The sequence below is a fragment of the Bradyrhizobium ottawaense genome (assembly GCF_002278135.3).
GTDB classification, from domain to species: domain Bacteria; phylum Pseudomonadota; class Alphaproteobacteria; order Rhizobiales; family Xanthobacteraceae; genus Bradyrhizobium; species Bradyrhizobium ottawaense.
The window spans coordinates 6,268,460-6,282,866 of record NZ_CP029425.2 but is presented as its reverse complement, the minus strand read 5'-3'; the positions used below and the strand labels follow the sequence as shown (position 1 = coordinate 6,282,866).

General features: G+C 65.4%; 13 protein-coding genes. 5 read left to right on the top strand and 8 right to left on the bottom strand.

The annotated features are described in order from the left end of the window. Positions 1–27 precede the first annotated feature (27 nt). On the bottom strand, positions 28–939 hold the full coding sequence (locus tag CIT37_RS29745) for a GntR family transcriptional regulator (RefSeq protein WP_244611292.1): 912 nt from the start codon (positions 937–939) through the stop codon (positions 28–30). A gap of 89 nt (positions 940–1,028) precedes the next feature. Here CIT37_RS29745 and CIT37_RS29740 point away from each other — a divergent pair, with 89 nt between their 5' ends. Genes CIT37_RS29740 through CIT37_RS29720 form a run of 5 tightly spaced genes read left to right on the top strand, consistent with a single transcriptional unit; the run spans position 1,029 to position 5,962 of the window. Then, positions 1,029–1,964, top strand: coding sequence for a hydroxymethylglutaryl-CoA lyase (locus tag CIT37_RS29740; protein ID WP_028144204.1), 936 nt, complete (start codon positions 1,029–1,031; stop codon positions 1,962–1,964). Then, the gene (locus CIT37_RS29735; protein ID WP_028144205.1) at positions 1,961–3,175 is read left to right on the top strand and encodes a CaiB/BaiF CoA transferase family protein; all 1,215 of its coding nucleotides are present in this window, start codon (positions 1,961–1,963) and stop codon (positions 3,173–3,175) included. Before CIT37_RS29740 ends, CIT37_RS29735 begins: the two co-directional genes overlap by 4 nt. Positions 3,176–3,216: 41 nt before the next feature. Then, on the top strand, positions 3,217–4,263 hold the full coding sequence (locus tag CIT37_RS29730) for an ABC transporter substrate-binding protein (protein WP_028144206.1): 1,047 nt from the start codon (positions 3,217–3,219) through the stop codon (positions 4,261–4,263). Next, a complete protein-coding gene (locus CIT37_RS29725; protein ID WP_028144207.1) occupies positions 4,260–5,108 on the top strand; it encodes an ABC transporter ATP-binding protein in 849 nt (282 codons plus the stop codon). The genes CIT37_RS29730 and CIT37_RS29725 overlap by 4 nt, the downstream gene beginning before the upstream one ends. Before the next feature lie 2 nt (positions 5,109–5,110). Then, positions 5,111–5,962, top strand: coding sequence for an ABC transporter permease (locus tag CIT37_RS29720; protein ID WP_028144208.1), 852 nt, complete (start codon positions 5,111–5,113; stop codon positions 5,960–5,962). Positions 5,963–5,996: 34 nt separating this feature from the next. Here CIT37_RS29720 and CIT37_RS29715 read toward each other — a convergent pair whose 3' ends face one another. From CIT37_RS29715 to CIT37_RS29685, 7 genes are all read right to left on the bottom strand, one after another. Further along, a complete protein-coding gene (locus CIT37_RS29715) occupies positions 5,997–7,244 on the bottom strand; it encodes a class I SAM-dependent RNA methyltransferase (protein WP_028144209.1) in 1,248 nt (415 codons plus the stop codon). Then, positions 7,237–7,971, bottom strand: coding sequence for a TlyA family RNA methyltransferase (locus CIT37_RS29710; protein WP_028144210.1), 735 nt, complete (start codon positions 7,969–7,971; stop codon positions 7,237–7,239). The genes CIT37_RS29715 and CIT37_RS29710 overlap by 8 nt, the downstream gene beginning before the upstream one ends. Positions 7,972–7,998: 27 nt before the next feature. After that, positions 7,999–8,553, bottom strand: coding sequence for a nucleoside 2-deoxyribosyltransferase (locus CIT37_RS29705; protein WP_028144211.1), 555 nt, complete (start codon positions 8,551–8,553; stop codon positions 7,999–8,001). Between the two features lie 116 nt (positions 8,554–8,669). Then, entirely contained in the window at positions 8,670–10,598 is a 1,929-nt protein-coding gene (gene dxs / locus CIT37_RS29700) for a 1-deoxy-D-xylulose-5-phosphate synthase (RefSeq protein WP_028144212.1), read from the bottom strand. A gap of 605 nt (positions 10,599–11,203) precedes the next feature. Beyond that, a complete protein-coding gene (locus CIT37_RS29695; RefSeq protein ID WP_008132970.1) occupies positions 11,204–11,455 on the bottom strand; it encodes an exodeoxyribonuclease VII small subunit in 252 nt (83 codons plus the stop codon). Between the two features lie 74 nt (positions 11,456–11,529). Then, positions 11,530–12,459, bottom strand: a complete 930-nt coding sequence (locus tag CIT37_RS29690) for a histone deacetylase family protein (RefSeq protein WP_028144213.1) — start codon at positions 12,457–12,459, stop codon at positions 11,530–11,532. 133 nt (positions 12,460–12,592) lie between these two features. Beyond that, positions 12,593–14,248 carry a bifunctional metallophosphatase/5'-nucleotidase gene (locus CIT37_RS29685; protein ID WP_028144214.1) on the bottom strand — a complete coding sequence of 552 codons (1,656 nt, stop codon included), beginning with the start codon at positions 14,246–14,248 and terminating at the stop codon, positions 12,593–12,595. Between the last annotated feature and the right edge of the window lie 159 nt (positions 14,249–14,407).

Sequence of the window (14,407 nt, the reverse complement as noted above, 5' to 3'; positions counted from 1 at the left end):
CGGGTCCAGGGAATCCTGGCTTGAGCATCACGACAAGCCCGCCACCAGCGGCCGTTGCAGGTGCTTGGCCATCAGTTCCGCCGCTTCGGCATAACGCCCGGTTTCCAGAATGTCGAGCAGGCGCAGATGCTCGCGCACGTGACGCCGCATGCCGTCGCGGTCGGCAAAGCTGCGATAGGCGAACAGGCGTCTGATCGAGTTCACGCGCCTGAGCGCTTCGAGAAAAAAGGGATTGCCGGCGCCGCGGATGATGTCTTCGTGGAATTCGCAGCCGGAGTGAAAGATCTCGCCGATCGTCATCTTCTCGAGCTCGCCTTCGAAGACGCGCTGCTGGCGCTCGCGCAGACGTACGATCACTTCCTGCGGCAGGGCAAAGCCCGGCTGCGCGATTGCCGCCGGCTCGATCACCGCACGAAACGCCTTGGCCTGTGCTTGAGATTCGGGACTCGAGACCGTCTCTGCGAAACGCCAGCCATAGCCCGGCAGGCGTGCGATCCAGCCCTCGGCAGCGATCCGGTCCAGCAGCCGCTGCAGCTCGGCCCGCGTGACGTCATAGCGGCGCTTCAGCTCCGCCTCGGTAACGTCGGTCGGCAGCCGGCTCGCGAGCACGTCGCCTGCGACGGACGCATAAACCTGCTCGTTGCGCCTGACTGCGGCGAGCGCCGGTTGGGCTGCGCCGCTTGTGGGATTCTTGGCCAGCACAAAGCCGCGATGCGGCTCGCCGCGCGCCAACCCCGCGGCCTCCAGAGCCTTGAGGCCGAGCCGGATCGGCGCGCGTGAAAGGTCCAGCGCGTCGGCAAGCCTTTGTTCGATCAAGCGGTCGCCGGCCTTCATGCCTTCGCGCCGGGCGAACGCCATGATGAGGCCGGCGAGGTGCTCGGCGCGTTCGGAACCGTCGGTTCGGGTGCCGCGCTGTCGGGAACTGTCGGATGCAGTCATTGCAGTGCACGCAAAGTTTAGGGCTTGACAGACTGTCCCATGGATTGTTCTTTTATGCAACAATATACAATCGATCCAGGGAGAGCCCGATGGCACGCGCGCCGGATGTCCATATTTGCGAGGTCGCTCCCCGCGATGGTCTGCAGAATCTCGACATCTTCGTTCCGACCGAAGCCAAATGCGCCTTGATCGACACGATCGCTGCTGCCGGCGTGCGCGAGATCGATGCCGGCTCGTTCGTGCCGCCAAAGGTCGTGCCGCAATTCGCCGATGTCGATACGGTGATGGCGCACGCGCTCACGCACAGGTCGGCAACCATCGGTGCGCTGGTGCCGAACGTGAAGGGCGCCGAGCGTGCCATCGCCGCCGGTGTCGACGTCATCTATTTCGTCATCTCGGCGAGCGAGACGCACAACCAGGCCAATGTGCGCCGGACGGTCGATGAGCAGATCGAGGGATTTCGCGCGGTTCGCGCCGCGATCGACGCCCGGCCCGTGGGGCAGCGTCTGCAACTGATGGGCGCGATATCCACCTCCTTCGGCTGCTCGCTCGAAGGCGAGGTCAGTGAAGCGGCGGTGTGCCGGGTGGCGCGCGCCTTTGCCGAGGCCCGTGCCGACGAGATCGGGCTTGCCGACACCGTTGGTTACGCCACCCCAAAGCTGATCGGCCAGATCGTTGCAGCCGTGCGACGCGAGGTCGGGCCGCAAATGACGTTGCGGCTGCATCTGCACGATACGCTCGGCGCCGGCCTTGCCAACGCCGTCGCCGGTCTCGAAGCCGGCATTCGCCGCTTCGACGCCGCCGTGTCAGGCCTCGGTGGCTGCCCCTTTGCCCCCGGTGCGCGCGGCAACATCGTCACCGAGGACCTCGTGTTCATGCTGGAGCGCATGGGCCTCTCCACTGGCATCGACCTCGACCGTCTGATGCAGACGCGCGAGATTCTCGCCCGACATATCCCGGCAAAACACTTGTCGGGGCATCTGCACGAGGCCGGCATTCCCAAAGTCCTGCGGAGCGCGGCATGACGCCGGTTGCGCGTGAGACGGCATCGGAGCTTCGCCCGCTCGCCGGCATTCGTGTCATCGAGTTCAGTCAGATGGTGATGGGGCCGAGCTGCGGCTTGATCCTCGCCGATCTCGGTGCCGACGTGATCAAGGTCGAGCCGCCCAAGGGCGACCGCACCCGCACTTTCAAGGGCCCAGCCGCCGGTTTCTTCGCCACCTACAGCCGCAACAAGCGCAGCATCGCGCTGGATACGTCGACCGCGGAAGGCCAGGACGTCGCACGCAGGCTGATCGAGAGCAGCGACGTCATGATCGAGAATTTCAGGCCGGGCTTGTTGAAGCGGATCGGCCTCGACTACGAGAGCGTCGCGGCCTTCGCGCCGCGCCTGATCTATTGCTCGCTCAAGGGGTATCTGCCTGGACCCTATGAGAACCGCCTCGCGCTCGACGAGGTGGTGCAGATGATGGGGGGCCTTGCCTACATGACCGGCCTGCCTGACCGCCCGATGCGTGCCGGGGCCTCGGTCAACGATGTCATGGGCGGCATGTTCGGCGTGATCGCGATCCAGGCTGCGCTGGCCGAGCGGCAGCGGACCGGCCGGGGGCGCTACATCCAGAGCGCGCTGTACGAGAACAACGTGTTCCTGATGGCGCAGGCCATGATGTGCGAAGTGGTCAGCGGCCAGCCGTCGATCCCGTATTCGATCAAGGACAGCCCATGGCCGGTCTACGATCTCTTCGACACCAGGGACGGCTCGAAGCTGTTCGTCACCATCGTCGGTGAAGAGCAATGGGAGGCGTTCTGCCGCGCCTTCGATCGTGAAGCCTGGCTCGTTGATCCGCGCTTTGCAACGAGCAACGACCGCGTCGATCATCGCGGCTGGCTGATCCCCGAGATCGCGAAGATCTTCAAGCCGTGGGACAAGGCCGATCTTGCCGCGCGCCTCGAGCAGCTCGATCTTCCCTATGCGCCGGTCAACAAGCCCGGCGATCTCTTCGATGATCCGCATCTCAACCAGTCCGGCGGCCTGACCGCCATTCGGCTGCCCGACGGTAACGAGGCCAAGACGCCGTTGTTGCCGATTTCCATGGACGGAAGGCGGCTGCCCAACCGCTATGATCCCCCTGGGATCGGCGAGCATAGCAGCGAGATACTGAGCGAGATCGGCATGTCTCCGGACGATATCGACACGCTGCGACAGGCAGGGACGATCAAGGTCGCGCCGTCCTGACCGATCGGCGTATCGGACAAGAAACAAGGGAGGAGGAGCATATGAGCATTACCAGGCGCCAGGCGCTGATCGCGGGCTCCGCATTGGCCGGAGCATCGCTGTTGCCGGAGCGATTGCTTGCGCAAAGCAAGCAGGTCTCGCTCGCCTTCGGACCGGTGTCGCCTGTCTACGCCATCGGCATGATTGCGGAGCTGAAGGGGTACTTCAAGGACGAGGGGCTCGATTCAAAGCTCATCACCGGCAATGCCGGGACGTTCGGACGCCAGACGCTGGCGGCGGGGCAGGCACTGTTCGCGCACGGCGATGCCAGCCACCCGCTTCAGCTCGGCGCCCGCGGCAAGCCCTGCAAGATCCTGCTCGCCACCGAGATGGTGTGCTCCTACGCCAACATCATGGTCCGGCAGGACCTCTACGACAGCGGGATCAATTCGGTCGAGAAGCTTGCCGACTACAAGCGGCCTGACGGTGCCAAGCCGATCGTTGCCGCCACCGCCATCGGCTCCGGCACCTGGGTGTTCGGCACCTATGTGTTCGAGGCGCGCGGGCTCGGTGATAGGGTGAACTGGGTCGCGGGCGGGGGGCCCAACACGATGTTCCCCTCGCTCCAGACCAAGCAGTTCGACGCCATCATGGCGCCGCCGAGCTGGATCGTCGAGGTCGAAAAGAAGGGCTTTGGCAGGACGATCTACGACACGTCCAAGCCGGGCGTGTTCGAGAAGGATTTCGGCGGCGCGCTGCCCGTGCTCGTGATCTACACGCTCCAGGACACGGTCGAGCAGGACAAGGCGTTGGTGCAGGCCTATGTCAATGCGATCTACCGCGCCATGGCGTTCGTGAAAGCTGCGCCGCTCGCGGAGGTGCAGGCGCTGGTCACGCCGAAGTATTTCTCGGGCATCGACCCCGATGCGGTCAGCGCCGAGCTCGGTTTCGACAAGTCGACCTGGGCCTATGACGGTGTCATCGACAAGCCCGCGTTCGAACGCGGCGCCAAGCCCTGGTACCGCAAGGGCACGGATATTCCCGAGACCAAATACGAGGATGTCGTCGACATGAGCTTCCTCCAGGCAGCCAGGGCGAAGTACAAATGATCGCCGCGCCGGGCCAGGGTCTTGCGCTCGCGCGCGACGAGGATGAAGCGACAGCGGCACGCACCCGCATCGCCGTGCAGGGACTTGCCAAGCGCTTCAACGCGTCCGGCCACGAGTTCGTGGCAGTGGATGACGTCTCCTTCGAGGTCAAGCAGGGCGAGTTCGTCGCGCTGCTCGGCCCGTCCGGCTGCGGCAAGAGCACCATTCTCAACATGGTGGCGGGGCTGTTGCCGCGCTCGGGTGGACGTATCCTGATCGATCAGGACACCGTCGAGACCGGCAAGGTCAACCCCAGGGTCGGTTATGTCTTCCAGCGCGATACGCTGTTTCCCTGGCGAACCGTGGAGCAGAACATCGGCTATGGGCTGGAGATCGCGGGATTGCCGAAGGCCGAGCGCGCCGGGCGCGTCGCTGCGGCGGTCGAGAAGGCGGGGCTCTCGGGCTTTGCGCAGAGCTTTCCACGCATGCTGTCCGGCGGCATGCGTCAGCGCGTCGCCTTGATGCGCACGCTGATTTTGGAGCCTGAGATCCTGCTGATGGACGAGCCGTTCGGCGCGCTCGACACCCACACCAAGCTGGAGATGCACAAGACGCTGCTGGAGATCTGGGAGCGCGAGCGGCAGACCGTGCTGTTCGTGACGCACGATCTCGGCGAGGCCTTGACGCTGGCGAGCCGCATCATCCTGCTTTCGGCGCGGCCCGGGCGCCTGAAGGAGGACTTCGACGTCGCCATCCCGCGGCCGCGCGATCCCGTTTCCGTGCGCGAGAGCGCCGAATTCGGCCGCCTCTATTCTCACATCTGGCACTCCCTCGGCGAAGAATTCCGCCGCACCAGGGCCGACTGACCATGTCCAACAGCCGCACCGTAATCCTGTTCTGGCAATTGGCCATTCTCGCGGCCGTGCTCGTCATCTGGCAGTGGGGCTTTGAATGGAGCAAGGCGCTGCTGCCGAGGGCTTACGTGCCCAAAATCCTCGATCCCTATTTCGTCGCCAAGCCGTCGCTGATCTGGCAGAGCTTTCTGCGGCTCGGCTGCTTCTCTGACGCCGGCGGCTTTGCCGCCTGCATCAGGGGCAACGACAACAATCTGTGGCTCGCCACGCTCGTCACGCTGAAGAATACCTGGTGGGGCTTTCTGTTCGGCTCAGCGAGCGGCATCGCGGCCGGCCTGATCCTCGGCCGTTCGGACTTCCTTGCCCGCGTGTTCGGGCCCTACATCGTGGCGCTCAACTCGATACCGCGCATTGCGCTGGTGCCGCTCGTCATCCTGATCTTCGGCCTCGGCGACCTCTCCAAGATCGCGACCGCATGGCTCGTCGTTTTCTTCGTGGTGTTCTTCAACACGTTCGAGGGAACGCGGGCGGTCGACCGCGACCAGATCGCGGCCGCCCGTCTGCTCGGCGCCAGCGAATTCACCGTGCTGCGTACCGTCGTGATCCCGTCCGCGCTTGCCTGGGTGTTCGCTTCGCTTTTGCCGGCGGTGTCCTTCGCGCTGATCGGTGTCATCGTCGGCGAGTTCATCGGCGCCGAGCGCGGCCTCGGCAAGCTCATCATCGAAGCGGAGGCGCGCGCCAATGCCAGCGAGATGATGGTCGCGATCTTCGTCATGATGTTCGTCGGCATCCTGCTGGCGATCGCGGTGCGCTCGCTGCAGTCCTATTTGTTGCGATGGCAGCCGCAATTCGAGCCGTCAGCATAGCGGCCCGGACGAGGGTGAGCGGGCGCGTGCAACGTCACCGGCTGAACCGCGCCACCAGCTCCACATGTGGCGTGTGCCGGAACTGATCGACCGGCACTACGGCGTCGATCTTGTAACCGCCGTCGATCAGCAGCCGCGCGTCGCGGGCAAAGGTTGCGACGTTGCAGGACACCGCGACCACGACGGGTACCTTGCTCGCGGCGAGCTTCAGCGCCTGCGCCTGCGCGCCCTGGCGCGGCGGGTCGAATACCACGGCGTCGAAGTCGCGCAGCTCCGGCGGCACCAGGGGGCGGCGGAACAGATCGCGCGGCTCGGCCTTGATCGGCTTCAGGCCCGGCGTGCGCGCTGCTTTTGCCAGCGCTGCGACAGCGCCGGCGTCGTTGTCATAGGCGGTGACGCGCGCTTTTTCGGCGAGCCGCAAGGCGAACGGCCCGACGCCGCAGAAGAGGTCGAGAACCTCCTTGGCCTTGCCGATGCGTTCCGCGACGAGCGCTGCCAGCGTCTCTTCGGCCGCGACGGTCGCCTGCAGGAACGAGCCCGGCGGCAGCGTCACCTCTGCGCGGCCCATCTTTATTGTCGGCGCCAGGCGTTGCAGCACCAATTCGCCATGCCGCGTCAGCCGCGCCAGGCGGTGCTGCTCGGCGACGCGCGACAGCGCGGTGACGAGCGGCGTCGGCAGCGGGCCGGAGCCACGCACGTCGACATCGAGGCCGTTGGCGGTGGCGGTGACCTGAATGTCCAGCGGCTTGGTCACCGGCATCCTGGACGTCAGCGGCTCCGCCAGCGCCCAGGCGGCGTCGAGCGCGCCGTCGAGTGCGGGATCGAGGATCGGGCAGCGATGGATCGGGATGACGTCGTGTGAGCTCGTCGCGGAGAAACCGACCTTGAGGATATCATGCGTGCCGAAGCGGCCGTGCAGCGTGACGCGCCGGCGCCCGGCGCCATGAGCATCGACCAGCGGCGCCACCTCGCAATCGATGCCGGCCTGCGCCAGCGTCTCCACCACGATGCCGCGCTTCCAGGCGTGGTATGGCTCGGTCGACCAGTGCTGGATGGCGCAGCCGCCGCAAACGCCGAAATGCGGACAGAACGGCTCGATGCGCTCCCGGCTTGCGACGTCGACCGCGAGCAGCTTGCGGCGGTCGGGATGGTTGCCTACGACGTGATCGACCTCAACGGTCTCGCCGCCCAGCGTGTAGGGCACGTAGATCGCTTCGCCGGCGTCGAGGCAGACGCCGTCGCCGCGATGGCCGACATGGTCGATGGTGAGACGCTCAACCACGGCGCGCGCCCAGGAAGAATTCGATATTGCCGTCGCCGCCCGTGATCGGCGAGGGGAAGATCTCGATGTCGGTGCAGCCGAGCGAAGCGGCAAAGGCGGCAATGTCGTCGCAGATCTCCCGGTGCACGGCGGCGTCGCGGACGATGCCCTTCTTGTTGTGCTTCCTGTCAGCCTCGAATTGCGGCTTGATCAGCGCCAGCAGGCTCATTGGTGCTGCGGCCAGCGACAGCGCCACGGGCAGCACGGTCTTCAGGGAGATGAAGCTGACGTCGATGACGACGACATCGGGCCGTGCCGGCAGCCGCTTGCCGTCATAGCTGCGGATGTCGGTCGCCTCCATCGACACGATCTTGGGATGGTCGCGCAGCGAGGCATGCAGCTGGCTGGTGCCGACGTCAATGGCGAACACCAGGCTCGCGCCGTTCGCCAGCAGCACCTCGGTGAAGCCGCCGGTGGAGGCGCCGACGTCGAGGCAGACATGATCCTCGATCTCGATGGGATACCGCTCCAGCGCGCCGGCGAGCTTGACGCCGCCGCGGGAGACGTAGGGGTGCGCGGGCTCGGCCTGGATCACGGCGTCCTCGGCAATCGTCTCCGACGGTTTGGCGACCGGCTTGTCGTCGGCGGTGACGAGGCCCGCCTCGATCGCCGCGCGCGCCCGCGCCCGGCTCTCGAACAGGCCGCGCTCGACCAGCAATACATCTGCGCGCTTGCGGGCAGGGGACAATCGACTCTCCAGGACAGGGCTTGTCGCTTATGTAGCGATCAATCGCGCGGCCGCCATCCGGACGCAAGTCTCGAACGCGGCCAGATCGTGCCAGACGTCGATTGGCATCGCGGCCGGCGTCACCAGCGGGCAGCCGTGCAGCTCCAGGGCATGGATCATCATGAGGTTGTCGACGTGGCCGAAATCCTCGACCGTCAGCCCCTGCGCATCGACCAGCCGCCCGTCCTCGGAGGTGACCTCCATGAAGCGACCGAGGCGGTCGGCATAGGCGGCGCCGTCGTTGGAATAGGCCAGGCACAATTTGCGGCGGCCGGCCATGTAGCCGAGCTCGTAGACGGTGCCGGGATCGGCGCCTGCGCCGCGGAACGGGGTGAGATTGGCGATGATGGCGTCAGCCGCATCCATCATCGCCTCGTTGCCGCAAAAGATCTGCCGTGCGGCATCGGGCGCGGTGAGGTCGATGGCGTTGTCGAGCGGATAGAGGCCGGTGAGCCCGTAGCGACCGCAGATCGCGACCTTCTGCCGGCCGATCTCGATTGCATCCGGCAGGAACACGTCGGGGCCTGCCAGATAGATCTTCATGACTGACTGCTTCGGAGAAATTCAGGCAAGCTTCGAATCGCGGCGAAACTGCGCTTCCCCACCCGCGCCTTTGTCGCGACCTCTCCCGCAAGCGGGAGAGGTGAAGAAAGCCACGATCAAGCCAGCTTGACCGTCTCGGCCTTGACGTCCTTGCCGAGCGCCTCGAACACCTTGGCGACGATGCCCTTGGCGTCGAGACCGGCGCGGCCGTACATCGCGGCCGGGGTGTCGTGGTCCTGGAACACGTCGGGCAGCACCATCGAGCGGAACTTGACCATGCCGGTGTCGAGCACACCCTGATCGGTCAGGTACTGCGCGACATGCGAGCCGAAGCCGCCGACCGAGCCTTCCTCGATCGTGATCAGGATCTCGTGGTCGCGGGCAAGCTTGAGCACCAGCTCGGTATCCAGCGGCTTCATGAAGCGCGCGTCGGCGATCGTGGTCGACAGGCCGTGGGCTGCGAGCTCATCGGCCGCCTTCTCGCATTCGGCGAGGCGCGTGCCGAAGGAGAGCAGGGCGATCTTGCTGCCCTGGCGAATCACGCGGCCCTTGCCGACCTCGAGCGGAATGCCGACCTCGGGCATCTCGATGCCGCGGCCTTCGCCGCGCGGATAGCGCAGCGAGCTCGGACGGTCGTCGATCGCGACCTGGGTCGCCACCATGTGCACGAGCTCGGCTTCGTCGGCCGCCGCCATGATCACCATGTTCGGCAGGCAGCCGAGATAGGCGTTGTCGAACGAGCCGGCATGCGTGGCGCCGTCGGCGCCGACGAGGCCGGCACGGTCGATGGCGAAGCGGACGGGCAGGTTCTGGATCGCGACGTCATGCACGATCTGGTCGTAGCCGCGCTGCAGGAAGGTCGAGTAGATCGCGCAGAACGGCTTGTAGCCTTCGCTGGCAAGACCGGCGGCGAAGGTCACAGCGTGCTGCTCGGCGATGCCGACGTCGAAGGTGCGGTCGGGGAAGGCCTTGTTGAAGATGTCGACACCGGTGCCCGACGGCATCGCCGCGGTGATGGCGACGATCTTGTCGTCCTTCTGCGCTTCCTTGACGAGGCTCTGGCCGAACACGTTCTGGTAGGCCGGCGCATTCGGCTTGGCCTTGGCCTGGGTGCCGGTCGCGACGTCGAACTTGACGACGGCATGGTACTTGTCGGCGGAGGCTTCAGCCGGGCCGTAGCCCTTGCCCTTCTGCGTCACGACGTGGACCAGGATCGGGCCGGTCTCCATGTCGCGGACGTTCTTCAGGACGGGCAGCAGATGGTCGAGATTGTGGCCGTCGATCGGGCCGACATAGTAGAAGCCGAGCTCCTCGAACAGCGTGCCGCCGTCCATCATGAAGCCGCGGGAATATTCCTCGACGCGGTTGGCGCGGTTGGCGATGATCTTGGGCAGGCGCTTGTTGATCTGCTTGGCCGCATCGCGCAGCGTGCGATAGGTCTTGCCGGAGTAGAGCCGCGACAGATAGGCGCTCATGGCGCCGACCGGCGGCGCGATCGACATGTCGTTGTCGTTGAGGATGACGATCAGGCGCGAGTTCATCGCACCCGCGTTGTTCATGGCCTCATAGGCCATGCCGGCCGACATCGCGCCGTCACCGATCACGGCGATAACGTTGTTCTTGCCGCCGGAGAGGTCGCGCGCCACCGCCATGCCGAGGCCGGCGGAGATCGAGGTCGAGGAATGCGCCGCGCCGAACGGATCGTAATCGCTCTCGCTGCGCTTGGTGAAGCCGGACAGGCCGCCGCCGGTGCGCAGCGTGCGGATGCGGTCGCGCCGGCCGGTGAGGATCTTGTGCGGATAGGCCTGATGGCCGACGTCCCAGATCAGCCGGTCGCGCGGCGTGTCGAAGACGTAATGAATCGCGGTGGTGAGCTCGACCACGCCGAGGCCCGCGCCGAAGTGACCGCCGGTCACCGAGACGGCATCGATGGTCTCCTGCCGCAGCTCGTCGGCGACTTGGCGAACCTGCTCGATCTTGAGCTTGCGCAGGTCGTCCGGCGTCCGGATGGTGTCGAGAAGCGGCGTTTTACTGTATGCGTTCACGGCGATTTCCAATTTGTCAGCGCCGGAAGGTCATTCCGGTGCGCGATGGGTTTGCACAATATCGGCGCAGCGCGAGTCCTCAAACCGTCGGAGCCACCTGCATGGGGCAAGGCCCCGTCTTCAAGCTTAGGTAAGCTTAAGTGCGCTCCGGTTCAGTCTCTGTGATCCCTGTCACTTAGATCGGCTTCGTCCGTCCCAGCCAATTTCATTAGCAGTTTGAAGCGCTTGTCGTCGGAATTCTCTGCCCACGCAAGGCTTGCAAAAAGCCACACTCCGCGCAGCTTTACACCAAAGCTTGGGCCAAAGCCAACCCGCAGGACCGATTGGGGGTATGCAGATGCAACCGGCGGGCCAGAGTGGTTAACCGTGGCCCGGGACAATGGGTTCCAGCCTTGCCGGGTCCCCTGGCAGGCTTTTTCGCCTGAATGAGATCTTTTTTTGGTCCTGAAGGACCGATTTCCGGAAGGGGCGGCATCCGATCCGCCTGCACGGAACCGCGGCGCTCAGCGGGATAGCGCCGTGCGATCGTGAAATCGATGCGGGCGGCCACGTGATGACGTTTCGGGGCTGCCATCAGAAGACTGAGCGGGAAAGTCTCGGCTTTCCTACTGCACGTCCAGCGGCGCGGTGCCGGTGGCCTGGCCGCTGGCATCGGTGGTGATCTTGTCGACGCGCGCCTCGGCCTGGCGCAGCAATTCCTCGCAGCGGCGCTTCAGCGCCTCGCCGCGCTCGTAGATCGTCACGGATTCCTCGAGCGGCACCTTGCCGTCCTCGAGCCGCTTCACGATCGTTTCGAGTTCCTCGATCGCGCGCTCGAAGGTAAGCCTGGAGACGTCGACTTGAGTATTTTCGGCCATATCCGTTTCCGATTGCCCGATTCGCTTTCCTTGCAGTGAAGGCGGGTTTTGCGGGCTTAATGTGGCGGGCGTCGTCAGGCGCCCATCAGGGCGCCGACATGCGCCGTAACAGATTCTTTCAGTCCTTGCAGGTCATAGCCGCCCTCGAGCACCGAAACAACGCGCCCCCCCGCGGACTTGTCGGCGAGATCCATCAGCTTGCGCGTCACCCAGGCATAATCCTCCGCGCGCAAATTCAGCGAAGCCAGCGGATCGCGATAATGCGCGTCGAAGCCGGCGGAGATGACGACAAGCTCGGGGCTGAATTTTTCGAGCTGCGGCAGAATCAAATTCTCGAACGCGGAGCGGAATTCCGGCCCGCCGTCCTCGGAGGCGAGCGGTGCGTTGACGATGGTGTCGTGGTCGCCGCGCTCGCCCGTGGCGCCGGTGCCCGGAAACAGCGGCATCTGGTGCGTCGAGCAGTACATCACGGTCGGGTCCGACCAGAAGATGTCCTGCGTGCCGTTGCCGTGATGCACGTCGAAATCGACGATGGCCGCGCGCTTGATGCCGTATTTGCGCTGCGCGTGGCGGGCGGCGATGGCGACGTTGTCGAAGAAGCAGAAGCCCATCGGCTTGCCGATCTCGGCGTGATGGCCGGGCGGGCGCACCGCGACGAAGGCGTTGCGATGCTCGCCCGCCATCACCGCTTCGGTCGCCGCCACCGCGCCGCCGACGCCGCGCATCACCGCTTCCCACGTGCCAGGGGACATCGAGGTGTCGCCGTCGATATAGACCTGCCCGCTGCTCGGTGCGATGTGGCGCAGCTCGGTGACGTAGTGCTCGTTGTGGCACAGCGTGACGAGATCGAGATCGCCCTCCGGCGCCTGGTCGCGTACCAGGAACTGGAAGCGCTCATGCGACAGCGCTTCCTCCACCGCACGCAGGCGATCCGGCCTTTCAGGGTGTCCCGGCGGCGTGACATGGTCGAGGCAGGCCTTGTGGGAAAGGAGAAGCGTGCTCATCAGGTCGGCCTCATGGATGCGGGCTTTCGACGTCGCTTGGCGCATCCGGCGCCAAAACGCAATGCAAATCCCAATCTATGCGTTTGAACGGGAATGGCAAAGGGTCGTCCCATTCTGGCCCGTTTGATCCGGATCAATTCACCCGCAGGATGCGGCTCAGCGGCAGCGGGCCGATCGGTCCGTGCGCCCGGAAGAACGCGAACAGCGCGTCCGCGTCGTAGCCGCCATATTGCGGCGCCGTGCCTTGTTTGGCGACGGTAAAACCATCGCCGCCGACTGCGAGGTAATCGTTGAGGGTGACGCGGTAGCCGCTGGCCTGCTCGATCGGCTTGCCGTTGAGCATCATCTTGTCGGCGATCACGCGCTCGCCGAATGACTTCGACGCATCCCAGGAATAGCTGAACCCGTTCGACACCTGGAGAATTCGCGGCCGCTTCGGGTCCAGCCATTGCTGCTCGAGCATGTCCTTGAGCTGGTTGCCGGTCAGGGTCATCGTGACGAGGCGGTTGCGGAACGGCTGGCTGGCGAAAACATCGCCGAAGGAGATCGCGCCGTTCTCCTTCGGGACGATGTCGGTGCGGATGCCGCCCGGATTGGTGAGTGCGATGACAGCGCTGCCATCCTTGGCGTCCCTGGTCGCAGCAAGCTGCGCGTCCGCGATGACGTTGCCGAGCGCGCTTTCACCGGCCTCGTTCGGCACGCGTGACAACGTCTGCGTCACCGATCCGGCCGGCCGGTTGGCGATCGGCGCCGAGAGCCGGTCATAGGCCTCGATCAGCGCGGTCTGCTCCGTGTCCTTCGCCAGCGAGGCATTGGCGACGATGACGTTCTCGGCTTTGGCATTGACGATGTCGCGGGTTACGGGATCGAGCTTGAGATCGATCGCGGTGACCAGCGTGCCGTATTTGTCGCCGCTGGTGACGAGCCGCCCGTCGATGTCGCAGACATAGGCGCGGTGGGTGTGGCCGCTGACGACGACGTCGACGGCGCGGTCGAATTTTTTGACGATGTCGACGATCGGCCCGGTAATGGCAGGGCATTCATTGTAGTCGCCGGCGGGCTCGCCGCCCTGGTGGATCAGCACCACGATCGCCTCGACGCCGCGCGCCCTCAGCTGCGGCACCAGCGCATTCACCGTCGCGGCTTCGTCGCGGAATTCGAGCCCGGCGATGCCGGATGGCGAGACGATGCCCGCGGTCTCCTTCAAGGTCAGCCCGATGAAGGCGATCGGGATGCCGTCGAATTCCCGGATATCGTAGGGCGGCAGCACGCTGTTGCCCGTCGCGGTCTCGATGGTGGACGCGGCGAGATAGCGGAATTTGGCGCCCGTGAACGGATGCGGCCCCTGGCAGCCGTCGACCGGATGGCAGCCGCCGTTCTGCATCCTGAGCAGCTCGGTCTTGCCCTCGTCGAACTCGTGATTGCCGACCGAGCTGATCGCTAGACCCATCAGCGAAAGCGCCTCGACCGAAGGCTCGTCGTGAAACATCGCCGACAGGAACGGGCTCGCACCGATCAGGTCGCCGGCGGCGACGAAGATCGTGTTCTTGTGCCCCTCGCGCAGCTGCTTCACCAGCGTCGCCATGTATTCGGCGCCGCCGGCCGCCACCATCACCTTCCTGGCTCCGTCCTCGGGATCGGCGATGCGGATGCCGCCCGGCGGCGGCCGCAGATTGCCGTGAAAATCGTTGATCGCGAGCACGCGCAGCTCGACCGGCGCGGCGGTCTGGGCCGAGGCGGGGAGGGCGAAGGCGAGAGTGAGGGCGGCGAGGATGGATCGGTATCGCATGGAACAAGATTAGTCGGTCCGCGCGAAGATTTCACGAAGGATTGTCGTGAACGTGCAGGCCTTCTTCCGACCTCAGTATCGTAGGGTGGGCAAAGCGAAGCGTGCCCACGGCCTCTCGTGACTTCGGGATTGATGGTGGGCACGGCGCAAGTGCGCCTT